The organism is Minwuia sp. IMCC3009 (genome assembly GCF_029909415.1).
In the GTDB taxonomy this organism is placed as follows: domain Bacteria; phylum Pseudomonadota; class Alphaproteobacteria; order Minwuiales; family Minwuiaceae; genus Minwuia.
On sequence record NZ_CP123781.1, the window covers coordinates 1,553,593 to 1,575,464 of the forward strand.

The 21,872-nt window shown below is 64.8% G+C and carries 21 protein-coding genes, 1 tRNA gene and 1 pseudogene; 11 read left to right on the forward strand and 12 right to left on the reverse strand.

The features are described from left to right. Window positions 1–309 precede the first annotated feature (309 nt). Window positions 310–1,452 carry an acyl-CoA dehydrogenase family protein gene (locus tag QGV55_RS07345; RefSeq protein ID WP_281017485.1) on the forward strand — a complete coding sequence of 381 codons (1,143 nt, stop codon included), beginning with the start codon at window positions 310–312 and terminating at the stop codon, window positions 1,450–1,452. 115 nt (window positions 1,453–1,567) lie between these two features. Here the strand turns inward: QGV55_RS07345 and QGV55_RS07350 are convergent. The 8 genes and pseudogenes from QGV55_RS07350 to QGV55_RS07385 form a co-directional block, all read right to left on the reverse strand. Continuing rightward, a pseudogene (locus tag QGV55_RS07350) lies at window positions 1,568–2,095 on the reverse strand (IS5 family transposase); the annotation flags it as partial. A 15-nt stretch (window positions 2,096–2,110) separates the two neighbouring features. Continuing rightward, window positions 2,111–2,254 (reverse strand): transposase, encoded by a 144-nt coding sequence (locus QGV55_RS07355; protein ID WP_281017484.1) that lies wholly within the window; start codon window positions 2,252–2,254, stop codon window positions 2,111–2,113. A 158-nt stretch (window positions 2,255–2,412) separates the two neighbouring features. Further along, window positions 2,413–3,774: an FAD-dependent oxidoreductase gene (locus tag QGV55_RS07360; protein WP_281017483.1), complete on the reverse strand. Its 1,362-nt coding sequence runs from the start codon at window positions 3,772–3,774 to the stop codon at window positions 2,413–2,415. A gap of 16 nt (window positions 3,775–3,790) precedes the next feature. After that, entirely contained in the window at window positions 3,791–5,353 is a 1,563-nt protein-coding gene (locus tag QGV55_RS07365) for a carboxyl transferase domain-containing protein (protein ID WP_281017482.1), read from the reverse strand. A 30-nt stretch (window positions 5,354–5,383) separates the two neighbouring features. Next, the gene (locus QGV55_RS07370) at window positions 5,384–6,598 is read right to left on the reverse strand and encodes a multidrug effflux MFS transporter (RefSeq protein ID WP_281017481.1); all 1,215 of its coding nucleotides are present in this window, start codon (window positions 6,596–6,598) and stop codon (window positions 5,384–5,386) included. A 53-nt stretch (window positions 6,599–6,651) separates the two neighbouring features. Continuing rightward, window positions 6,652–7,518 carry a CoA ester lyase gene (locus tag QGV55_RS07375; RefSeq protein WP_281017480.1) on the reverse strand — a complete coding sequence of 289 codons (867 nt, stop codon included), beginning with the start codon at window positions 7,516–7,518 and terminating at the stop codon, window positions 6,652–6,654. Then, window positions 7,515–8,147, reverse strand: a complete 633-nt coding sequence (gene mobA, locus QGV55_RS07380) for a molybdenum cofactor guanylyltransferase MobA (protein WP_281017479.1) — start codon at window positions 8,145–8,147, stop codon at window positions 7,515–7,517. The genes QGV55_RS07375 and mobA overlap by 4 nt, the downstream gene beginning before the upstream one ends. After that, window positions 8,140–9,033 carry a formate dehydrogenase accessory sulfurtransferase FdhD gene (locus tag QGV55_RS07385; RefSeq protein ID WP_281017478.1) on the reverse strand — a complete coding sequence of 298 codons (894 nt, stop codon included), beginning with the start codon at window positions 9,031–9,033 and terminating at the stop codon, window positions 8,140–8,142. The genes mobA and QGV55_RS07385 overlap by 8 nt, the downstream gene beginning before the upstream one ends. 112 nt (window positions 9,034–9,145) lie before the next feature. Here QGV55_RS07385 and QGV55_RS07390 point away from each other — a divergent pair, with 112 nt between their 5' ends. Both QGV55_RS07390 and cysQ read left to right on the forward strand, forming a co-directional pair. Beyond that, complete coding sequence (locus QGV55_RS07390; protein WP_281017477.1) at window positions 9,146–9,892, forward strand: SDR family oxidoreductase; 747 nt, start codon at window positions 9,146–9,148, stop codon at window positions 9,890–9,892. Between the two features lie 4 nt (window positions 9,893–9,896). After that, a complete protein-coding gene (cysQ, locus tag QGV55_RS07395) occupies window positions 9,897–10,691 on the forward strand; it encodes a 3'(2'),5'-bisphosphate nucleotidase CysQ (RefSeq protein ID WP_281017475.1) in 795 nt (264 codons plus the stop codon). A gap of 37 nt (window positions 10,692–10,728) precedes the next feature. Here the strand turns inward: cysQ and QGV55_RS07400 are convergent, their stop codons facing one another. Then, window positions 10,729–11,361 carry a MarC family protein gene (locus QGV55_RS07400; protein ID WP_281017473.1) on the reverse strand — a complete coding sequence of 211 codons (633 nt, stop codon included), beginning with the start codon at window positions 11,359–11,361 and terminating at the stop codon, window positions 10,729–10,731. Between the two features lie 165 nt (window positions 11,362–11,526). Here QGV55_RS07400 and QGV55_RS07405 point away from each other — a divergent pair, with 165 nt between their 5' ends. Beyond that, window positions 11,527–12,573 (forward strand): GNAT family N-acyltransferase, encoded by a 1,047-nt coding sequence (locus QGV55_RS07405; protein ID WP_281019880.1) that lies wholly within the window; start codon window positions 11,527–11,529, stop codon window positions 12,571–12,573. A 69-nt stretch (window positions 12,574–12,642) separates the two neighbouring features. Further along, entirely contained in the window at window positions 12,643–14,175 is a 1,533-nt protein-coding gene (locus QGV55_RS07410; RefSeq protein WP_281017472.1) for a long-chain fatty acid--CoA ligase, read from the forward strand. Window positions 14,176–14,192: 17 nt separating this feature from the next. Here the strand turns inward: QGV55_RS07410 and QGV55_RS07415 are convergent, their stop codons facing one another. Next, entirely contained in the window at window positions 14,193–14,618 is a 426-nt protein-coding gene (locus QGV55_RS07415) for a heme-binding protein (protein WP_281017471.1), read from the reverse strand. A gap of 99 nt (window positions 14,619–14,717) precedes the next feature. Further along, a tRNA-Glu gene (locus tag QGV55_RS07420) sits at window positions 14,718–14,792 on the reverse strand. A gap of 172 nt (window positions 14,793–14,964) precedes the next feature. Between QGV55_RS07420 and QGV55_RS07425 the strand changes: the two genes are divergently transcribed. From QGV55_RS07425 to QGV55_RS07450, 6 genes are all read left to right on the forward strand, one after another. Continuing rightward, entirely contained in the window at window positions 14,965–15,960 is a 996-nt protein-coding gene (locus QGV55_RS07425; protein WP_348637717.1) for a TRAP transporter substrate-binding protein, read from the forward strand. Window positions 15,961–16,049: 89 nt separating this feature from the next. After that, entirely contained in the window at window positions 16,050–16,682 is a 633-nt protein-coding gene (locus QGV55_RS07430; protein ID WP_281017469.1) for a TRAP transporter small permease, read from the forward strand. Window positions 16,683–16,687: 5 nt separating this feature from the next. Beyond that, complete coding sequence (locus QGV55_RS07435) at window positions 16,688–18,058, forward strand: TRAP transporter large permease subunit (RefSeq protein WP_281017468.1); 1,371 nt, start codon at window positions 16,688–16,690, stop codon at window positions 18,056–18,058. Between the two features lie 12 nt (window positions 18,059–18,070). Then, a complete protein-coding gene (gene xseA / locus QGV55_RS07440) occupies window positions 18,071–19,501 on the forward strand; it encodes an exodeoxyribonuclease VII large subunit (protein ID WP_281017467.1) in 1,431 nt (476 codons plus the stop codon). After that, the gene (locus tag QGV55_RS07445; protein ID WP_281017466.1) at window positions 19,501–20,313 is read left to right on the forward strand and encodes a M23 family metallopeptidase; all 813 of its coding nucleotides are present in this window, start codon (window positions 19,501–19,503) and stop codon (window positions 20,311–20,313) included. The genes xseA and QGV55_RS07445 overlap by 1 nt, the downstream gene beginning before the upstream one ends. A gap of 4 nt (window positions 20,314–20,317) precedes the next feature. Then, window positions 20,318–21,169: an NAD(P)-dependent oxidoreductase gene (locus QGV55_RS07450; RefSeq protein WP_281017465.1), complete on the forward strand. Its 852-nt coding sequence runs from the start codon at window positions 20,318–20,320 to the stop codon at window positions 21,167–21,169. An 18-nt stretch (window positions 21,170–21,187) separates the two neighbouring features. Here QGV55_RS07450 and QGV55_RS07455 read toward each other — a convergent pair whose 3' ends face one another. Beyond that, the gene (locus tag QGV55_RS07455) at window positions 21,188–21,799 is read right to left on the reverse strand and encodes a glutathione S-transferase family protein (protein WP_281017464.1); all 612 of its coding nucleotides are present in this window, start codon (window positions 21,797–21,799) and stop codon (window positions 21,188–21,190) included. Window positions 21,800–21,872: the final 73 nt, after the last annotated feature.

Here is a 21,872-nt window from a genome sequence, read left to right on the forward strand (position 1 = left end):
GAGGCAGTCTGCCGGCGGGAAAGGGATGACATGTGCGCAGCATCCATAGTTCGCTGTTAATCGAACTATGGATGTCTGTCAATCGGACCGGCGCGAATGCCAGGCCTGCCATTTCGTCATGTGAACCATGAAGTGCGGGGAAACGGATGCCCGGAGGGGCGAGGGCAGGCAATCGCGAACCCCGGCTCCGCCGTCCTGCCTGTCACCCCGACATTCCAACCGCGTCGCGTGGCATGTGTCGTGCGCATTGGATTCCCCTGCGTCAGCCTGTTAGCTGTCAGTGGTGCGATCCAGGGGAGGCAGGCGCAGATGACACTCAGGCATCCGATGTACACCGAGGAAACGGAGGTCATCCGCGACCAGATCCGTCGCTTCATCGATCGCGAGATCGAACCGAACGGCGAACGCTGGGAGGAGGAAGGCACCTTCCCGCGAGAGCTCTACGTGAAGGCCGGCGAGGCCGGCATTCTGGGCCTCGGCTTTCCGGAGGAGTACGGCGGTGCCGGTGGTGGCATCGATTACTACTGTCTGGCGCGGGAGGAGATGGCGGCCTCAGGCTTCGGCGGCATCCGCGTCAGCCTGATGGCGCATGGTATCGGCCTGCCGCCGGTGCTGAAGCTCGGCTCGGAAGAGCTTAAGCGTCGAGTCGCGCCCCGGGTACTCAGCGGGGAGAAGATCATCTGCCTCGCCATCTCGGAGCCCAACGGCGGGTCCGACGTCGCCAACATCCGCACCACCGCGCGCCGGGACGGCGACCACTATGTCGTCAACGGGGAGAAGGCCTTCATCTCCAACGGCGTCCGTGCCGATTACCTGTCCGTTGCCGTCCGCACGGGCGGGGAGGGGATGGGCGGCATCTCCCTGCTGCTGATCGCGGGGGACACGCCGGGCGTCAGCCGCACCAACATGCGCAAGAGCGGCTGGTGGACCTCCGACACCGGCCACATCATCTTCGACGATGTACGGGTGCCGGCCGGCAACCTGCTGGGGCAGGAGAACGCGGGTTTCCGCGGCATCATGAACAACTTCAATCTGGAACGCCTCGGCATCGCTGCCACCCAGATCGGCGTCAGCCGCTGCGCCTACCGGGAGGCGGTGCGCTACGCCCACGAACGCATGACCTTCGGCAAGCACCTGGCCGAGTTCCAGGTGGTGCGCCACAAGCTGGTGGACATGGCGGTGCGGCTGCAGGCCATGGAATCCCAGATGGACAGCCTGATCTGGCGCGTGATGCAGGGCGACCCCTGCATCGCCGAGATCGCCATGCTGAAGGTCTATTGCGGCGAGGCCCACGAATGGATCGCCGCCGAAGCCGCCCAGATCTTCGGCGGCGCCAGCCTGCTGCGCGGCCACAAGGTCGAACGCATCTTCCGCGAATCCAAGATCCTCACCATCGGCGGCGGCAGCACGGAAGTCATGAAGGACCTGGCGAGCCGGCAGTTGGGGTGGTGAAGGGGGGGGTAAAGGCCGCGCTGGATTAGTATCTAGGGCTGAGACTCAATCACAGCCGGAATGCAACGAGGACGGCAATGGCGACAGCGGAGAGGAAGTTTCTCGCCAGCTTGTCTTAGGGGGTGTGGACGCGCCGGAAGTCCTTGATGCGGCAGAAGGCATTCTCGATCAGATGGCGCTCTCGGTAGCGTTGCTTGTCATAGACGATCTTTCGCTTCCTGTTGATGCGTCCTGGCATGATGGGAATTACGCCGCTTTGGCGAAGCTCTCTTCGGATCGCGTTGGCGTCGTAGCCCTTGTCGGCCAGCAGCCTCCGGGCGCCTGCCAATCTGTTGAAGAGTAACCGCGCCGCCTTCGCATCCGAGACATTTCCAGCCGTCAGCTCGAAGGCATAGGGGCGGCCTATTGTGTCTGTGAGCGCGTGGACCTTCGTCGTCTGACCACCTCGTGAAGGCCCGATCGCCTGCGACCTTGCCCCCTTTTCCGCCGTGGGCCGAACGATGCGCCTTGATGTAAGTGCTATAATGGCGCTCGAAGTCGACACCGCGCCAGTCGCGGCCAGGGCCTCCGTCAGGTCCGTCCAGAAGCGGCGGCGTGGCCAATGATCGAAGAGATTGTAGATCGTCGTCGAAGGACCGTACTCGGCAGGGCAGTCACACTAGCGGCAACCCGTCTTCAGAACATGAATGATCCCGGAGATCGCACGGCGATCATCGACGCGCCTCGCACCAGGCTGGCTTTTCGGCACGTGCGGCTCAATCGCCGCCCATTGCGCATCCTCAAGCCAAAAAAGTCGGGCCATCCCAATCCTGCAGAGCGAAACATGTACATAGAGAAACAGCCCGTTCCCGCAACTTCAATGCGTTGATTGGGCTTAGACCCTAGATGATTCTGGTCAGCATCTTTCCCCTGACGAAATCGGACTGGACTTGGCTATGGCGGGCACCGCAATCCCCACCCTCAACCCATCCGCACCCCCTGCCGCCTCAACTCCCGCTGCACATCCACCACATCCATCTCCGCCACCGCCCGGTCCTGCTTTACCGACAGGGCGGCGCCGACGCCGGCGGCCTGGCCGGTGACGGTGCAGCACATCATGTTTCTGGTGGCGGCGTGGCTGATGCGGTCGCCGCCGGTGGCGCGGCCGGCGACAAGCAGGTTGCTGACCTGCTTCGGCACGATGGTGCGCCAGGGCACCTGGAAGTAGCGGCCCGTGGTGGGCAGGATCAGCAGGCCGTAGCCGTCGATGAATTCGGGGAAGATTCCGATACTGTCCTCGAACCGGCCCTGATCGCGCACATCCATCTCGGTCATGTTGTAGCGGGCGTCGATCTTGCGGGTGTCGCGCACGCCCAGCGTCATGCCGAAATTGCGCAGCTTCGCGGTCTCGCAGCCGGGGTGGTGGCGGCGCATGGCTTCCACGGCCAGCATGGCCTGACGCCGACCCTCGATCTCGAACCGGGTCAGGTCGTCGGGGTCGGTCCCGTCGCAGCCGTCCAGGTGGACCAGGTTCAGATAGGTCAGGTCGCCGGTGTCATAGATGGCCCCCCAGGTGCCCGCGATGGTCGAGAGGTTCTGTGGGATAAGCCCCTCCTGAATGGCAAGCTGGAACGGTTTCTTGAGAAAGGGGGAGAACATCCCGTCCTCCTTCCCCGTGGTCTCGACGGTCCATTCGCCGCTGTCCCAGTCGCGGTAGGTGAGGGGGTTGGCGCGAATCTCCTCCAGGAACTTCGCCCGGTCCACACCGGACATGGAGAACATGACGGAAGCTGCCATCAGATCCTCCCGCGCCGCCTTGTGCGTCGGGGCGCCGGCGCGATGGGCCACGTCGGCGTCCCCCGTGGCGTCGATGACCCGTTTCGCCAAGATGGCCTCCCGCCCGGCCTTGCTCTCCGTGATGATGCCCCGGATGGCCGTGCCTTCCATGATGGGGGCGACGAACTGGCGGTGCAGCATCGGGGTGATCCCGGCTTCCTCCACCAGCCGGTCGGCAACGACCTTGAAGCCTTCGGCATCCAGCGCGTGACTGTCGGACTGGGGTTCGGGCGTGGCGGCCCCCATCTCGATAGCACGGGCCTCGAACTCGCGCCCGACTCCCTCCGTATCGACGGTCTTCTCGTGGCGGTACCAGGCGAAGCCCTCGACCCCGACCGCCGTGATGTTGCCCCCGAAGCAGCCGAAGCGTTCGACCAGTGTCACCGCGACGCCCGCCCGCGCCGCCCCCAGCGCGGCGGCGAGACCACCGGGCCCGGAGCCGACGACCAGAACATCGGTCTCATGGATGACGTCGATCTGGCGGGCGGGTTCGGTGATCTGTTTCACGGGCAGGGTCCAGCGGTCAGATGGGGCTGATGGCGCGTTTCTTCGGTGGCCCGCCCTCATGCGGGCGCAGCGGTGCGTGGCGCAGCGCGTCGGCGAGCACGGCGCGGGTATCGCGCGGATCAATGACGTCATCAACACCGAAGTGTTCCGCCGCGCGCAGCGGTGTCAGGTTGCGGCGGATGTCGGCCTCCAGCTCCGCCTTGCGCGCCGCCGGGTCGGGCGCATTCTGCCAGTCGCGGGCATAGGCGACGTTCAGCGCGGTCTCGATCGACATGGCGCAGAGCTCAGATGTCGGCCAGGCCCAGGTGCCGTCCGCCTTGAAGCCGCGCCCGCCGTTCATGGCGTAGTACCCGGCCCCGTAGCCCTTGCGCACCATCACCGAATAGCGCGGTACCGTCGCGACACCCAGTTCGTAGAGCATCTTGGCGGAGCGCAGACCCAGCGTGGTCTTCTCCGCGCCCGAGCCGACGAAGATGCCCGGCATGTCGATGAAGTAGAACAGCGGCAGGCCGAAGGCGTCGGCGATGGCAATGTGGCGTGCGGCCTTCTCCGCCGCCTTGGCGTCCAGCATCCCGGCGAGGAACATCGGATTGTTGCCGATGATGGCGACCGGTCGCCCCTCCAGCCGCGCTAAGGCGGTGACCATGTTGCGGGCATGGGTCGGCTTGGTCTCGAAGACACTGCCCTGGTCGAAGATCAGTTCCACGGCCTTGCGCATGTCGTAGGCGCGGCGCGGGTTGTCGGGCACCAGGGTCGCCAGCGCTTCCGCCCGGCGGTCCACGGGATCATCGCAGGGCCGCACGGGCGGCGCTTCACCGGCGTTGCGGGGCAGGAAGTCCAGATAGCGCCGGATCGCCGCGAAACAGTCTTCCTCCGTATCCGGTGCCATGTCGGCGACACCCTGGGCATCCGCCTGCGTTGCCGCGCCGCCCAGTGTCTCGGTATCGATCTCCTCCCCCGTCGCAGCCCGCACGAGTGCCGGGCCGCCGATGCCCATCTGGGCGTGGCCCCGCCGCATGATGCGGAAATCGGCGAAGGCGGCCATGTTGGTCGGCCCGGCATAGCCCGGACCCAGGATGGCGGTGGCGATGGGTACCCAGCCCGACAGGCGCGACATGTGCCAGAAGATCGGACCGGCGGAGGCAAAGTGCCGGGAATCGAGGCCGTCCTGGATGCGGTGACCCGCGCCTTCCTGCAGCCAGATGACCGGCAGGCCGTATTTCTCCGCCCGTGTCAGCAGGTGCTCCACCTTGGCGCCGCCGACCACGCCGACCGAGCCGCCCAGCACCGTGAAGTCATCGGAGATGATGCAGACCGGGCGACCGTCCACCGTGCCGGTGCCGGTGACGACACCATCGGCAGGGGCGTCGAGGGTGCTGGTCAGCTCGGTGTCGCGCATCGGCTCCACCAGCTGTCCCAGTTCCCGGAAGCTGCCGGGGTCCAGCATGGCCGTGATGCGTTCCCGCGCCGTCAGCTTTCCGCGTGCGCGCTGCTTTGCGACCGCGGCTTCCCGCCCGGCATCGGAGACCGCATGCCGTTTCGCGGCGACCCGTTGCAGATGTTCCTCGGTGATGCCCACGTCGTACTTCCTCCCCAGGAATTGAAACCTCTACCGGACGATGGGACCCGGGGGGCGACCCCGATCCGTGATGAACGATAGCGCAAGTGCGGTGCCGGGCAGAACCGCGAAGCCGATCACCAGCGGCAGGACGCTTTCCCCCAGCAGGCTGCCGATGGTGATGCCCAGCGGCACCGCGACCATGGTGGAGGTGAAGCCGACGAAGGCCGCACCGACACCGGCCATGTGGCCCATGTTCTCCAGCGAAAGCGCATTCATGTTGCCGAAGCAGATTCCGGTGCCGAAGAAGACGATCATCAGCCAGATCATGAAGCCCAGCAGGTTCGGCGGCGCGGACGCAAAGATGGTGGCTGCGATCACGGACGCGACAACGGTCACGGCCAGACCTGCACGGGTGATCCGGCGCATGCCGTACCGCATGACCAGCTGCGAATTGACGACGGATGCCGCGCCGATGGACACCGCGCCCACGCCGAACCAGACGGCAAACATCTCGCCGGTGCCGAAGATGTCCTGAAACACATGCTGCGAGGAGCCGAGATAGCCGATGAAGGGGCCGAAGATGCAGCCGGTGGCGAGGGTGTAGCCGAGCGTGATGCGGTCCCGCAGGCAGAAACCGAAGCCGGAAATGATGTGCTTCACGGAGAACCTGCGCCGCAGTCCCTTCGGCAGGGTCTCCGGCTGGCGCAGCCCGAACCAGAGGGTCGCGACCGAGGCGAGCACGATGAAGAAGACGAAGATCGCCCGCCACTCGGCCACGAACAGGATGCCCTGGCCGATCATCGGCGCCAGCACCGGCACCAGGATGAAGACCGACATGATGAAGGACATGACCTTCGCCATCGCCCGGCCCTCGAACTGGTCGCGGACCAGGGCCATCGGCACGATACGGGCGCTGGCTGCCCCCAGACCCTGCAGCGTGCGTCCGACCAGCATGGTCTCGAAATCCGGGGCGAACAGCGACAGCAGGCAACCGATCAGGAAGACCGCGATGCCGATGTAGATCGTGGGCTTCCGGCCGATGCTGTCGGACAGGGGGCCATAGAGCAGCTGCCCGGTGGCGAGCCCGGCAAACAGCAGCGAGACCACAAGCTGGGTATCCTGCACGTCGGTCACGTCCAGGTCCGCTCCCATGGCGGCCAGCGCGGGCAGCATGGTGTCAATGGACAGGGCCATCAGGGAAGTCATCAGGGCGATCATGATGACGAATTCGACCCGTCCCGGGCCGGTAACTTCACGTGACACTTATGTATCCTTTGGGGGAGGAATCTGGACGTACTGTCTGAAGCGGTGGCGGTCTATCCGGCAACCCGCTCGGCAATGGAAATAATGCGGTTCATCTCTCTCAGCACCGGTTTCTCGATCAGCTTGCCATCGACCACGACCAGTCCGGTGTCCGCTTCCGCAAAGGCCGCAACGATCCGGCGCGCCCGCGCCACCTGTGCGGCGTCCGGTGTGAAGATGTCGTTCAGCACGGAGATCTGCTTGGGATGGATCGAGCCCTTGCCACTGAAACCCAGGTCGCGGGCGCGGCGCGCTTCCTCTGCCATGCCGTCCATGTCGTCCAGGTCGAGCCATGGCACGTCGATGGCATCGATCCCGGCGCTGGCGGCGGCATGGACGACGCGGGACCGGGCATAGAGCAGCGGTTCCCACGCATTGACGCAGCGCAGTTCCGCCGCCATGTCGACGCCACCGAAGAACAGGGCGTCGATGCGCGGGCTGGCGTGGGCCAGTTCCACGGCACGTTCCAGCGCCTGGTTGGTTTCGATGATGATGTGCAGACGGGTATCGTGTCCGCGTTCCGTCAGCAGGTCATCCAGCCAGACAATCTCATCCGGTGTCATGACCTTGGGAAGCATCAGCGCCGGGGGCGGGGTATCGCTGTCGAGCACGGCCTGAACATCGGCGATGCCGAAGGCCGTGCGCAGGCAGTTGATGCGGACAATCCGTTCCACGCCATCGTCTTCCTGCGGTTTCGCGAACAGGCCAAGTCCAAGGTCACGGGCGGCGGACTTGTCCTTCGGTGCGATGCCGTCTTCCAGCTCGACGCACACGATATCCGTGCCGCTCGCCAGGGCCTTCGGATACATGTCCGGGCGCAGGCCGGGGGAGAATATGAAGCTGCGGCGCGGGCGAATGGCCCGCTCAGGATCGCTGGTCATGGATCGGGGCTTTCGTCGCAGAGCGAAAGGGCGGCCTCTGCCGCTGCCAGTTCGTCCGGTGTGTTGATATTGACGAAGGGATCACCCGCCGCCGTTGACCAGTCTACATGTAACGTCTTGTGCGCCGCAGTGAAGCGGTCGATCTTGCGGATGTCCTGTTCGGTCAGCGCAACCCTCAGCGGTTGCAGCAGGGACCGGTGCCAGAGTGCCACCACGGGGTGGGTGCGGCCATCTGATCGCGCCACCACGGTTTCCGTATCTTCGTCGGCGGCTGAATGCAGCCGCTGCACCAGGTCCGGCGGCAGGAATGGCGCATCGGTGGGGACGGTCAGCAGCCATTCGGCTTCACCTGACCGGTCCAGCCATTCCAGGCCGGTCAGGACACCTGCCAGCGGTCCGGCAAAGCCCGCCACCACGTCCGGCAGGACCGGGTAGCCAAACGCCCCGTAGGATTCCGGGTCTTCATTGGCATTCAGCACGATGGACCGGCATTGCGGGGCGATGCGCGCCAGCACATGGGCCAGCAGGGGCCGTCCGGCCAGATGTTTCAGCGCCTTCGCGCCACCACCCATGCGCCGCGCCAGCCCGCCCGCCAGCACAAGCCCGGCGACTGATGGGGTTTCAGTCATCGCGGGCACCCTTCCGCCGGTGTCCGGGGGCCTCGTCAGCGACCGTGTTCGGGTCGTGGTCGAAGACCAGTCGTTCCGCACCGGAAAGACAGATGAAACGCTTGCCCTTGGCGCGTCCGATCAGGGTCAGCCCGGCCTGCCGCGCCAGCTCGACCCCGGAGGCGGTGAAACCGGAACGCGAGATCAGGATCGGCAGTTCCATCTGCACCGTCTTGATGACCATCTCCGATGTCAGGCGTCCGGTGGTGTAGAAGCACTTGCCGACGGGGGAGATCCCGTTCAGCCGCATGTAGCCTGCGATCTTGTCCACCGCATTGTGGCGGCCCACGTCCTCCATGTAGATCAGGGGCCTGTCCTGCGCGCAGAGTACGCAACCGTGGATCGCACCGGCGGTGAGATAGAGCGACGGCGTCTGATTGATCTGGCGCGACAGGGCATAGAGCCAGGACGTGCGCAGGCGCGCGGTATCGTCCAGCACCACCTCGTCGAACCGCTCCATCACGTCACCGAAGGCCGTGCCCTGGGCGCAGCCGGATGTGAGGGTGCGCCGTTTCAGTTTCCATTCGTAGTCGGTACGCCGGGCGGTGGTGACGAAGATATGACCCTTTTCCTCATCAACCGTCACGCCGGTGAGTGTGTCATCGGCCCGCAGCATGTTCTGGTTGGTCAGATAGCCGACCGCGAGGCAGTCCGGATAATCGCCGATCGTCATCATGGTGACGATCTCCTGCCCGTTCAGGAACAGCGTCAGCGCGCGTTCCACCGTCACGGCGGTGTCCACGGGCTTGCCGTCCTGATCGATGCCGTCCATCCGCCGGGTCAGTGCGGTGTCATCGGGGTTCGGCAGCAGGATGGGGCCGGGCATTGTCTTGTCAGGTTCGGTCATGGGTGCAGTCTGCCCCAATCGTCCGGTCCATCACCAGCCCGGAAGCCTGCTTGACCGGTGACCGTGACGAGTGGTTACCTCCGCCCCGGATCTCGCAGTCTGGAGGGAACAGATGGACCACGTACTGGTGGTTACCGGCGGCAGTCGCGGCATCGGTGCCGAAGTCGCGAAGCTTGGTGCCGCGCGCGGCTACAAGGTGTGCGTCAATTACGCCCGAAACAAGAAGGCCGCGCAGGCGGTCGTCGATTCCATCCGCGATGCGGGCGGGGAAGCCATCATGGCCCATGCGGATGTGGCGGAGGAGGCGGACGTGAAGGCCATGTTCCGCCTGGTGGACCAGGAACTGGGCCCCGTCACCGCGCTGGTCAACAATGCCGGGATCATCGACGAGAGCGGCAAGGTCGCCACCATGAATGCGGAGCGGATCAACCGCATCCTGGCCGTCAATGTCACCGGGTCGTTCATCTGCGCCCGGGAAGCTGCGCGGCGCATGTCGACGGAACATGAGGGGCAGGGTGGCGCCATCGTCAATGTCTCCTCGGCGGCGGCAAGGCTTGGCAGTCCGAACGAATTCGTCGATTACGCGGCGTCCAAGGGCGCGATGGATACCTTCACCATCGGTCTGGCCAAGGAACTGGCGATCGAAGGCATTCGGGTCAACGCGGTCCGGCCAGGACTGATCGACACCGAGATTCACGCTTCGGCCGGCGATGCGGACCGGGTTGAACGTTTCAGGACCTCTGTGCCGATGCAGCGTGTCGGAACCGCGCTGGAAGTGGCGGAGGCCGTGCTGTGGCTGCTGTCGGACAGTGCGTCCTATGTCACCGGGACCTTTGTCGATGTGGCCGGGGGGCGCTGAGACCATGACCATTCATGACCGTCAGGCGCTGGTCGATATGCTGGTCGACGTCTCAATCGAGGCCGGAAAGGCCATTCTCGAGATCTACGAGGGCGAGATTGCCACGCGGGTGAAGGATGACCGCTCCCCCGTGACCGATGCCGACGAGAAGGCGGAGGCGATCATCCTGAAACGCCTCTCCGTGCTGGCGGGGGACATTCCGGTGGTGGCCGAGGAATCGGTCGCGGCGGGAACGATCCCCGACATCTCCGGCGGCACCTTCTTTCTGGTCGATCCGCTGGACGGCACGAAGGAATTCATCAACCGCAACGGCGAGTTCACGGTGAACATCGCCCTGATCGAGGACGGCCAGCCGACACTCGGCGTGGTTCACCTGCCTGCACTTGGCCAGACCTTCTGGTCGAAGGGGCCGGGCGATGCCTGGCGGCGCGATGGGGCCACTGTGGCGAAGCCGATCACGGTGCGGCCGGCGCCGGAGGCCGGGCTGGTCGTGGTTGCCAGCCGCTCTCATCGCGACAGCGCGACCGACGACTATCTGGCCGATTTCAGGGTTGCGGAACTGGTCTCCGCCGGATCGTCGCTGAAACTCTGCCGTCTGGCGGAAGGCGCGGCGGACATGTATCCGCGTCTCGGCCGGACCATGGAGTGGGATATCGCCGCCGGGCATGCGGTGCTCGCCGGGGCAGGCGGTAATGTCACCATCATTGCCGGTGGCGACGTGGCGGGCGCTGTGGGCCAGCCACTGATCTACGGCAAGCCGGAATTCGAGAACCCCTACTTCGTGGCACGGGGCGGCTGACAGGGATTCAGTGGATACCGGTTCAGTGGCGACCGGTTCAGGCGCCGAACGTGTTGGAGATGGCGTCGAAGATCAGCTGCACGGCCAGCGCCGCCAGAATCACGCCCAGGATGCGCCCGATGGTCTGGGCAACGGTTTCGCCCAGTACCCGCATCAAGGGGCCAACGGCAATGAAGATCACCAGACAGACCAGAAGGTTGATACCCGCCGCACCGAGGACCGTCAGCTGCGCCACCACATCGTCGCCCGCGCTCTTCATGTAGAGCATGATCGTCGCGATTGCCCCGGGACCGGCCATCAGCGGGATCGCCAGCGGGAAGACGGAGATGTCGGTTGGCGAATCGTCACGGTGTTCCAGGATCTGATCGTTGCGCTTCTCCCGCCGTTCGGTGCGTTTCTCGAACACCATGTCCAGCGCGATCAGGAAAAGCAGCAGGCCGCCGGCAGCCCGAAATGCCTCCAGCGTGATGCCGAGCGCGCCCAGCAGGAACGATCCGCCATAGGCGAAACCGGTGATGATCATGGCCGAAATCATGACCGACCGCAGCGCCATGCGCCGCCGGTGCGCCGCATCCGTGCCCTCTGTCAGACTGGCAAACATGGGGGCCAGTCCGATCGGATCGATGATGACGAAGAATGTCACCAGCGCGGGTACGAAGGCGTCGGTCATGCTGCCTGTGCTCCAATTGCGATGGTCGCCGTGAATTGACCCCTCACGGACTGCACTATACCTTCGGGGCGGAATTCGATAGGGCCTGTTCTGCGTGAGAATGTGATCATGCCAGACGGTTTGCGTTCGGCATCACCTGAAATCGGGGAGACGGCATTGAGCGCCATGAGAAAACTGCCCTGGCGCAAGCGACGTGGCCTGCAGCCGAAACCGCCAGGCAGCAAGACCGGTGTCATCCGCAATGTCATCGTGTTGCCGAAGCTTGCCGCCAACAAGCTGATGCGGCGGCGGCGGCTGAAGAAGGCCGGGATCGTCAGCGGTCAGAATGCCGACGTTCAGGAGGCGGTGCCTTCCGTGACCGCCATGGCCAGTGCCGGAGCCGCGACCGCGCGCCGTTCCGTGCCGCGTCTGCGCTGGGTTCTGCCGTCCGACGGGCCGCTCTGCTCCGCCGGCAATCTTGAGGTCTATATCACCCGTGACCGGGATGCGATCCGGGCGGCGCAGGCCCTGCGCTATACCGTGTTCTATGACGAGATGGGCGCGCGCCCGTCGCCGGTCGCCCGTCGGCTGCGGCTGGACATGGACCGCTATGACGACATCTGCGATCACCTGATCGTGGTGGATCGCGGCATGGATGACGGGGAACAGATCGTCGGTGCCTATCGCCTGCTGCGCGGCAGCGTCGCCAAGGACAATGGCGGTTTCTATTCCGCCGACGAATACGATCTGACGCCGCTGATGGCGCAGCCCATCGAGCAGTTGCTGGAACTCGGCCGGTCCTGCGTGGCCGCCACGCATCGCTCCAAGTCGACGATCCAGCTGCTCTGGCGGGGCATTGCCGCCTATCTGGCGGAACATGAGCTTACGACGCTGTTCGGTTGCGCCAGTTTCCACGGCCGGGACCCGCAGGCGCACGCGGAATCACTCAGCTACCTGCGCCATTTCCATGCCGCCGATCCGGAGCATGCGGTGAAGGCCCTGCCGGAACGCCATGTGGACATGGAGATGGTGCCGAAGGACGAGATCGATGCGCGGCGCGTCTGGAAGGCGATGCCGCCGCTGATCAAGGCCTACCTGCGCCTCGGCGGCGTGATCGGGGACGGCGCGGTGGTCGATGACCAGTTCGGTACGATCGATGTCTTCGTCACCGTTGCGATGGATCAGGTCGGCAGCCGCTACTATGCGCACTTCGACAAGCGGACGGACGGCTGACGCCGCCTTCGGGACCCGTTTGCCGGTCGGGGTATCGATACTGATCTGGATGTTCGGGGAGGGACATTGGTGAATCAGGCAGAACATCTCTGGCGCACCGCCAGGGTGCATGGCGACCTGCCAGCGGTCGCCCTCGGCACCCATGTCACACACGACTATGCCCGCCTGGCCGACCGCGCCGCACGTCTGGCGGAAGGGCTGACAGGCCGGCTCGGGCTCGTACGGGGCGATACGGTCGCCATCGTGCAGAAGAACAGCACCCACTATCACGAATGCCTCTACGGCATCTGGTGGGCAGGGCTTGCGGCGGTCCCGGTCAATGCAAAGCTGCATCCGAAGGAACTGGCCTATATCCTTGAAAATTCAGGTGCACGGCTGATCCTGTCCAGCGCTGATCTGGATCAGGTGATGGTGGAGGCGGTGACCGGTCTGCAGCCGTCGCCGACGGTCCTGATGGCCGGATCGACGGAGTACGAACGTCTGCTTTCCGGGGAGGGTATCGCCCGACCAGTCAGTGTTCCCGACGATGACCTCGCCTGGCTGTTCTATACCTCCGGCACCACCGGGCGACCCAAGGGCGCGATGATCACGCATCTGAACCTGCTGATGCAGACGATGAACTTCTTCGTCGATGTGGACACGGTCAGCCCCGGTGACGCCATCATCCACAGTGCACCCCTCAGCCATGGCTCCGGCCTCTACGGCCTGCCGCATACGGTACGCGGCGGGGTGCATGTGATCCCCGAATCGGGCGGCTTCGACCCGGCGGAGAACCTGCGGCTGATCCGTGACTGGCCGGGAACCGGGCAGTTCCTGGCGCCAACGATGGTCCACCGCCTGATCAACGATCCGCGCACCGGCGACACCGACACCACGAACCTGAAGACCGTCTGGTACGGCGGTGGCCCGATGTATGTCGCCGACCTGCTGCAGGCCATGGAGATGCTGGGCGACAAGTTCGTGCAGATCTACGGGCAGGGGGAGGCGCCGATGACCATCACCGGCCTGTCCCGCGACCTGCACGCCATGCGCGACCATCCGCGCTACATGGAACGCCTTGGCTCCGCCGGGACCGCGCGCACGGATGTGGAAGTGCGGGTTGTGGATGAAGACGACAATGAACTGCCGGTCGGGGAGACGGGGGAGATCATCGCCCGGGGCCGTGTGGTCATGAAGGGCTACTGGCAGAACCCGGAGGCCAGCGCGGAGACCCTGCGCAACGGCTGGCTGCATACCGGCGACGTCGGGGCCTTCGACCGGGACGGGTTCCTGACCCTGAAGGACCGGTCCAAGGACATGATCATCTCCGGCGGTACCAACATCTATCCCCGCGAGATCGAGGAGGTGCTGCTGCGCCACCCCGGCGTGGCCGAGGTCTCCGTCGTGGGCCGGCCCCATGCCGACTGGGGCGAGGAAGTGGTGGCCTTCGTGGTGCGCGACGGCGCGGAAACCGCGGACGAGGCCACCCTGGACCGGCTCTGCCTCGACAACATCGCCCGATTCAAGCGCCCGAAGGACTATGTCTTCGTCGATGCCCTGCCAAAGAACAACTACGGCAAGGTGCTGAAGACGGAACTCAGGGCATGGTTGGGGCAGGGCTGAACCCGCCCTGCCGGGATTTACATCTCCGCGAAGACCTTTGCCGCGATCTGGCCGATCTCCTCATCCTGTTCCTTGGTGCCGCCACTCTGGCCGAGCGCACCGAGGATGGCACCGGCGGAGGATTTCAGCAGGATGCCGCCCCAGACCGGCGTGTACATCGGGTCGCAGAACCAGCTTATTTCCCGACGGTCGTCACCAAGGCTCATCGCGAACAGATTGTCCTGGATGACGCGGGTATTCCGCTTCCACTTCACTGCCGTATAGGCCTTGTGGAAGCTCATGCGCGCATTCAGCGCCGACGCATCGTCCATGCGCGACAGATGGATCAGGTCGCCCCCGGCATCCGTCACCGCACCGGCAAAGTTCAGCCCCCGCTTCTTTCCCTCGGCCAGCATCGTGTCCACGATGATGCGCGCTTCATCCAGTCCCAGTCTCTCGGCCATGTCGCTCCCCTTGCTCCAGATATGGTGTTCCGGAGTGTGGTCTCGCTGGCGCAGATAATCCACCGCGCGAATGCACTGGAATTTGCGGGGGGAGGTGACTGGCAGTCCCTAGGGGAATCGAACCCCTGTTTCGAGAATGAAAATCTCGCGTCCTAACCACTAGACGAAGGGACCGCGGTCGCGGCGAGGGTGTAACCAATGCAGAGGGGGAAATCAACACCTTCTGCGGCTGGCGTAGCATATGGAACGCCGCTAGATTGCTGCGGATGGGGAGACGGTCCTACCGCGATCCGCTGCCAAAAAAGCGGACGCTCATGCAGATGGAGGAAAATCTGAAATGAAGAAGCTGTTCGTAACTGCCTGCGCGCTTGGTGCGCTGGCCCTTTCCGCCGGTGCGGCACAGGCATCCGATGCCTGCCAGCCGGGCGAGATCGTCATCAAGTTCAGCCACGTCACCAATACCGACAAGCATCCGAAGGGTATCGCCGCTTCGCTGCTGGAGAAGCGGGTGAACGAGGAGATGAACGGCAAGGCCTGCATGGAGGTCTTCCCGAACTCCCAGCTCTATGATGACGACAAGGTGCTGGAGTCGATGCTGCTCGGTGACGTGCAGATGGCCGCGCCCTCGCTGTCGAAGTTCGAGAAGTTCACCAAGAAGTTCCGCATCTTCGACCTGCCGTTCATGTTCAAGGACGTGGCCGCCGTCGATGCCTTCCAGGCTTCTGATGCCGGTCAGGCGCTGAAGAATTCCATGCGCCGCCGTGGCCTGCTGGGCCTGGCCTTCTGGCACAACGGCATGAAGCAGCTTTCGGCCAACAAGCCCCTGGTCGATCCGTCGGACGCCAAGGGACTGAAGTTCCGCATCCAGGCTTCCGACGTGCTGCAGGCGCAGTTCGAGGCGCTGGGCGCCAACCCGCAGAAGATGTCCTTCAAGGAAGTCTACGGCGCGCTGCAGACCGGCGTCATCGACGGGCAGGAGAACACCTGGTCCAACATCTATGGCCAGAAGTTCTTCGAGGTTCAGGACGGTGTCACCGAATCCAACCATGGCATCATCGACTATCTGGTCGTGACTTCCACGGAGTGGTGGGACGGCCTGCCGGGTGATGTGCGCGACCAGCTCGCCACGATCCTGGCCGAGGTGACGGAGGCCCGCAACGCGGAGTCCACCGCCATCAACGAGGAGAACAAGAAGCTGATCATGCAGGCCGGCAGCCCGGTCCGGACCCTGACCAGTGAACAGCGTGCGGCCTGGGTCAAGGCCATGAGCCCGGTCTGGGACCAGTTCAAGGGTGACGTGGGTGAAGACCTGATCGCCGCCGCGCGGGGCGCAGGCAGTTGATCTGACGATCCCTGGATCGGGGTGTCCGGTGCGCCAGCCGCGCCGGACACCCCGGTACCTTCGACATACGGGTACTGGAGGACGGTCTGATGCAGCCGCGCTCATCCACCTGGTTCGACAAGCTCGAGGAAAACCTGATCGCGCTGTTCCTCGGCCTGATGACGCTCATTACCTTTGCCAATGTCGTCGCGCGTTACGTATTCAACGACAACATTCTCTGGGCGCTGGAGGCGACGGTCTATCTGTTCGCCTGGATGGTGCTGCTGGGCGCATCCTATTGCGTCAAGATCACCGCCCATCTGGGGGTCGACACGGTGGTGAACCTGTTCGCGCCACCCCTGCGCCGGATCCTGACCCTGCTGGCCGTCGTGGCCTGTCTCGCCTTCTCCGTCCTGATCCTGATCGGTGGCTGGAACTACTGGTGGAAGTTCGCCGGTACCGCGTCCTTCATGGAAGTGAACGACATTCCGATGCCAGGCTTCCTGCAGTTCCTGGCCGACTGGCGGAACGAGGGTGAGCTCTATGAGAAGCTGCCGCGGTTCGTGCCCTATTTCATCCTGCCGCTGTCGATGGCGCTGCTGGTGCTGCGCTTCCTGCAGGCGGGCTGGAAGGTGTACCGCGGACAACAGGACCTGATCATCGTCAGTCATGAGGCGGAGGACGATGTGAAAGCCGCTGCACAGACGCTGGATGAAACCGGCGCATCCAGAACCGGGGGCTGACCACCATGTCCGCACTGTTGCTTTTCGTCGTCGTCATCGCGCTGATGCTGATCGGCGTGCCCATTGCCATTTCGCTTGGCCTTTCGAGCGTGCTGTTTCTGCTGGTCTATTCGGACGCTTCGCTGGCCTCCATCGCGCAGACGCTGTTTTCCGCCTTCGACGGTCACTACACGCTGCTGGCGATCCCCTTCTTCATCCTGGCCTCGTCCTTCATGTCCACGGGCGGCGTGGCACGGCGCATCATCCGCTTCGCGGTGGCCTGTGTCGGGCATCTGCGTGGCGGGCTGGCCATCGCGGGCGTCTTTGCCTGCATGCTGTTCGCGGCACTCAGTGGCTCTTCCCCCGCCACCGTGGTTGCCATCGGCACCATCATCATCGCCGGGATGCGGGAGGTCGGGTACACCAAGGAATTCGCCGCCGGTGTGATCTGCAACGCGGGCACGCTGGGCATCCTGATCCCGCCATCCATCGTCATGGTGGTCTATGCCGCCTCCGTCGATGTCTCGGTCGGGCGCATGTTCCTGGCGGGTGTGATTCCGGGCCTTCTGGCCGGGCTGATGCTGATGATCGGCATCTATGTCGCGGCGCGGGTCAAGAACCTGCCTGCCCAGCCCTGGGCCGGATTCGGTGAGATCCTGGCATCCGCGCGCGACGCGGGCTGGGGCCTGTTCCTGATCGTCGTCATCCTGGGCGGCATCTATGGCGGCATCTTCACACCGACGGAGGCTGCGGCGGTCGCTGCCGTCTACGCCTTCATCATTGCCAACTTCGTCTATCGCGACATGGGGCCGTTCGCACAGCCGGGCCGGAAGCTCGGCCTGGGTCGGCGGCTATGGGACACGGTGGCCGTGCTCTGGCATGAGGATACGCGCCGGACGCTGCTGGATGCGGGCAAGCTGTCGGTGATGCTGATGTTCATCATCGCCAACGCGCTGATCCTGAAGCATGTGCTGACGGAGGAGCAGATTCCGCAGTCGATTGCCGGGGCCATGCTGGACGCCGGCTTCGGCCCGGTCCTGTTCCTGGTGATCGTCAATCTGATCCTGCTGATCGGCGGGCAGTTCATGGAGCCGTCGGGCCTGATCGTGATCGTGGCGCCGCTGGTCTTCCCCATCGCCATCAATCTCGGCATCGATCCGATCCATCTGGGCATCATCATGGTGGTCAACATGGAAATCGGCATGATCACGCCACCCGTTGGCCTGAATCTGTTCGTCACATCGGGCGTGGCAGGTATGCCGATGATGGATGTGGTAAGGGCGGCCTTGCCATGGCTGGGCATTCTGGTGATCTTCCTGATCATGATCACCTACATTCCGGCGATCTCCACCTTCCTGCCGACGTACTTCATGGGGCCGGAGCTGGTCATAAAGTAGCGGGAGTATCTGTTGACCGAAGAAAGCGCCGCCGGTTCGAACGTTCCCGCCTATACGGTCAGCGCCCTCTCGGGGGAACTGAAACGCACGCTGGAGGATCGGTTCGGGCGGGTCTCCGTGCGCGGGGAACTCTCCGGCTTCAAGCAGGCGGCCTCGGGCCACATGTATTTCGGCCTGAAGGATGAGAAGGCCCTGATCGACGGCATTGTCTGGAAGGGGACTGCGGCGCGCCTCGGTTTCCGGCCGGAGGACGGGCTGGAAGTCGTCTGCACGGGCCGCGTGACCAGCTACCCCGCACGCTCCAAGTACCAGATCGTCGTCGACAGGATGGAACCGGCGGGGGAGGGCGCGCTGATGGCCCTGCTGGAGCAGCGCCGCCGCCAGCTGATGGCGGAGGGGCTGTTCGCACAGGAACGCAAGCGGGCGCTGCCGTTCCTGCCGCGCCACATCGGCATCGTCACCAGCCCGACGGGGGCGGTGATCCGCGATATCCTGCATCGCCTCTCCGACCGTTTCCCGCGCCCCGTCACCATCTGGCCGGTCCGGGTGCAGGGGGAAGGCGCCGCCGAGGAGGTTGCCGCCGCGATCAGGGGTTTCAATGCGATGCAGGGGGCGGCGCGGCCTGACCTGCTGATCGTCGCGCGGGGTGGCGGCTCGATCGAGGATCTCTGGGCCTTCAACGAGGAGGTGGTGGTCCGCGCAGCCGCAGACAGCGACATTCCGCTGATTTCCGCCGTCGGGCATGAAACCGATACGACCCTGATCGACCATGCCTCCGACCACCGCGCGCCGACGCCGACGGCGGCGGCGGAGCGGGCGGTTCCGGTACGTTCCGACCTGGCGCTGCAGATCGGAGACCTGATGCGGCGCGGCTTCACGGCGCTGAAACGGGTGCAGGGGGAGCGGCGGAACAGCCTGCAGGGGCTGGCGCGTGGTCTGGTGGACCCGCGCCGGATGCTGCAGCAGCATCAGCAGCGCCTGGATGATCTGGCCGACGCTCTGGGGCGTGCCCTGCGCATCAATGCCGGTCATGGACACCAGCGGCTGGCCGGTGCTGCGGGTGGTCTGCGGCCCGGCATCCTGCAGCAGCCGATCCGGGACGGTCGGCAGCGGCTGGAGCGCGCCGAACGGGCAATGGCCCGGGACATGGCGCGGGGACTGCAGGACCGTCAGCGCAGGCTGGCCAACGCCGCGCGCCTGCTGGAGAGCTTTTCCTACCGCGCGACCCTCGCACGGGGGTTCGCAGTCGTCCGCAAGGATGGGGCCGCCATGGTCTCCGCTGGTGCTGCCAAGGGTGGAGACGCGCTGGAGATCGAGTTCGGTGACGGACGGCTGTCAGTCATTGCGGGGAGTGGCGGTAGCAGCGGGAGCACTCAGCGGCCCGCGCGGCGGTCGAGCGGTGCGGCGTCGGACGTGAAACCGAAACAGGGAGACCTCTTCTGATGCGGTGGCTGCTTGTCTTGCTGTTCGCCGTCGTCGCGATCCTGCCCGCGCGGGCACAGATCCTGAACGGCGAGCTGGTAAAGGGCGGCATGGTTGTCGGGCGCACCCTGCCGGGGACGAAGGTCTTTCTGGATGACCGGTCGGTCCGGGTTTCCGCCACGGGTGTCTTCGTGATCGGATTCGGTCGGGATCATCCGCCGCAGGCCATGTTGCGCACCGTGGGCGAGGATGGGCAGGCAAATGTGACCATGCTGCAGATCCGCCAGCGCACCTATGAGACGCAGCGGATCAATGGCCTGCCGCCGAAGATGGTGACGCCGCCGGCGGATGTGCTGAAACGCATCCGGCGGGAGAATGCGGAGATCGCGCGGATACGCAGCATCGACAGCCCGCAGACCTGGTTCGACGAGAAGTGGCTCTGGCCTGCCGTCGGCACGGTGACCGGCATCTACGGCAGTCAGCGCATCCTGAACGGCAAGCCCCGGCGACCGCATTACGGCATCGACATAGCGGCACCACGCGGCACGTCGGTCATTGCGGCGCGGGACGGTATCGTGCGGATGGCGGAAGACGATCTCTACTACACCGGCGGTACCATCATGCTCGACCACGGACATGGCATCGTCAGCGTCTTCTCGCATCTGGAGCGCATCGACGTGGCTGTGGGCGACAAGGTCTTCGCCGCACAGGTGATCGGCGCAATCGGTTCCACGGGACGCTCGACAGGTCCGCATCTCGACTGGCGCGTCAACTGGTTCGACCAGCGCCTGGATCCCGCCCTGCTACTGGGTGCCACCCCGGTGGGCGGGTGATGGCGTGATCGGTGTGGTTGGCTGTGGTGCCATGGGACAGCCGATGGCCGAGGCGCTGTTGCGCGCAGGCTTTGCGGCCATTGGTCATGATGTCCGCCCGCTCACCGAATTCGCGAAATTCGCCGGCCACATGACGGTCGCGATCAGCGACCTGGGCCGCCAGGCGGAGACCGTCATCTCGGTCGTGCGCGACAGCCAGCAGACCCGCGATGTCATTGACGGGCTGGGCCTGCACCAACCGCCGGGGCAGGGGCACAACGTCCGGACCTTCATCGTCTCCTCGACCCTGTCACCGCGCTTCGTCACATCGTTGCGGGACGTGGTGCACCCCGAAATCGCGCTCATTGATGCGCCCATGTCCGGTGCCCCCTTCAGGGCACGGCAGGGCACGCTGACATTCATGCTCGGTGGTCCGGAGCGTGAGATCACGCCACTGATGCCCATGTTCCGGGCGATGGGGGAGGAAGTGCATCACCTCGGTTCCTATGGCGCGGGGATGGCGGCCAAGGTGCTGAACAACTTCGTTGCCGCGAATTCGGTGACAGCCGTGCGCACGGTGCTGGCGCAGGCGGAGGCACTGGGGCTGGCCCCGGCCCGGCTGCTGTCGGTCATGCGCAGCAGTTCGGGCGGCACCTGGTTCGGCAACAATCTGGATCAGATCGACTGGTCCGCCGAAACCCATGATCCCGGCAATACCATCGGGATTCTGGAGAAGGACGTGCGCGCCTATCTGGATGGCGTGAGCGGCGACGGCACGCCTGATTCGCTGACCGCCGCCGTTCTCGATCGCCTGAAACACATTCCCGAATTGCCCGGAAATCTATTTTCGGATCAGGAAGATAAGGAACCTTCCTGATGTAATGCTGCGCCTTGATCAGGCAGCGGCGGACGGCCGTGCCTTCATCCGCTCGAACCAGGCTATGACGTTCTTGTTGTCGGGATTGAGCTTCTGCCCGACCATGGCGGCGAACTCGACGAAGGCGAACATCAGGATGTCAGCCATGCTGATCCGGTCACCGCAGAGGAACTGCTTGCCCTCCAGCTCCCCGTCGATCCAGGTCAGCTTGTCCTGCGCCAGCGCCTTCAGGCCGTCGGCAGCCTCCGGGATACAGCGGAACCGGCTCTCGAACATCTTCAGCCCCTCCGCATAGCGGAAGCCGTTGCCGAGATTTTCGCAGACGTTCAGGTCCACACGCCGGGTCCACATGCGGGTTTCCGCGCGCTCCTCCGGCGTCATGCCGATCAGGCTGGATCCGCCTGCCTTGTCCGCCAGATATTCGCAGATCGCCGTGATCTCGCAGATGCAGGTGCCGTCATCCAGTTCCAGCACCGGGCACTGGCCGGCCGCGTTCTTCTTCAGGAACTCCGGCTGGCGGTTGACGCCACCGCGGATATCCACGTCCTCCATCGGCATCTCGGTGCCAAGCTCATGCATGAAGATGCGGACCATGCGCGGGTTCGGTCCGATCGAATTGTAAAGTTTCATCTAGTTTCCTCCCGATCTGAAATCGGACGCAGTCTATCGGCACGATACGCCGCTGTCTCGTATCGAGCGGTCC

What these genes read in the sequence shown, in the direction of transcription:
- QGV55_RS07355 (WP_281017484.1), bottom strand. Translation starts at nt 2,254, where the DNA reads ATGGCCCGACTTTTTTGGCTTGAGGATGCGCAATGGGCGGCGATTGAG.
- cysQ (WP_281017475.1), top strand. Translation starts at nt 9,897, where the DNA reads ATGACCATTCATGACCGTCAGGCGCTGGTCGATATGCTGGTCGACGTC.
- QGV55_RS07435 (WP_281017468.1), top strand. Translation starts at nt 16,688, where the DNA reads ATGTCCGCACTGTTGCTTTTCGTCGTCGTCATCGCGCTGATGCTGATC.
- QGV55_RS07345 (WP_281017485.1), top strand. Translation starts at nt 310, where the DNA reads ATGACACTCAGGCATCCGATGTACACCGAGGAAACGGAGGTCATCCGC.
- QGV55_RS07405 (WP_281019880.1), top strand. Translation starts at nt 11,527, where the DNA reads ATGAGAAAACTGCCCTGGCGCAAGCGACGTGGCCTGCAGCCGAAACCG.
- mobA (WP_281017479.1), bottom strand. Translation starts at nt 8,147, where the DNA reads ATGACTGAAACCCCATCAGTCGCCGGGCTTGTGCTGGCGGGCGGGCTG.
- QGV55_RS07400 (WP_281017473.1), bottom strand. Translation starts at nt 11,361, where the DNA reads ATGACCGACGCCTTCGTACCCGCGCTGGTGACATTCTTCGTCATCATC.
- QGV55_RS07445 (WP_281017466.1), top strand. Translation starts at nt 19,501, where the DNA reads ATGCGGTGGCTGCTTGTCTTGCTGTTCGCCGTCGTCGCGATCCTGCCC.
- QGV55_RS07385 (WP_281017478.1), bottom strand. Translation starts at nt 9,033, where the DNA reads ATGACCGAACCTGACAAGACAATGCCCGGCCCCATCCTGCTGCCGAAC.
- QGV55_RS07430 (WP_281017469.1), top strand. Translation starts at nt 16,050, where the DNA reads ATGCAGCCGCGCTCATCCACCTGGTTCGACAAGCTCGAGGAAAACCTG.
- QGV55_RS07390 (WP_281017477.1), top strand. Translation starts at nt 9,146, where the DNA reads ATGGACCACGTACTGGTGGTTACCGGCGGCAGTCGCGGCATCGGTGCC.
- QGV55_RS07375 (WP_281017480.1), bottom strand. Translation starts at nt 7,518, where the DNA reads ATGACCAGCGATCCTGAGCGGGCCATTCGCCCGCGCCGCAGCTTCATA.
- QGV55_RS07415 (WP_281017471.1), bottom strand. Translation starts at nt 14,618, where the DNA reads ATGGCCGAGAGACTGGGACTGGATGAAGCGCGCATCATCGTGGACACG.
- QGV55_RS07455 (WP_281017464.1), bottom strand. Translation starts at nt 21,799, where the DNA reads ATGAAACTTTACAATTCGATCGGACCGAACCCGCGCATGGTCCGCATC.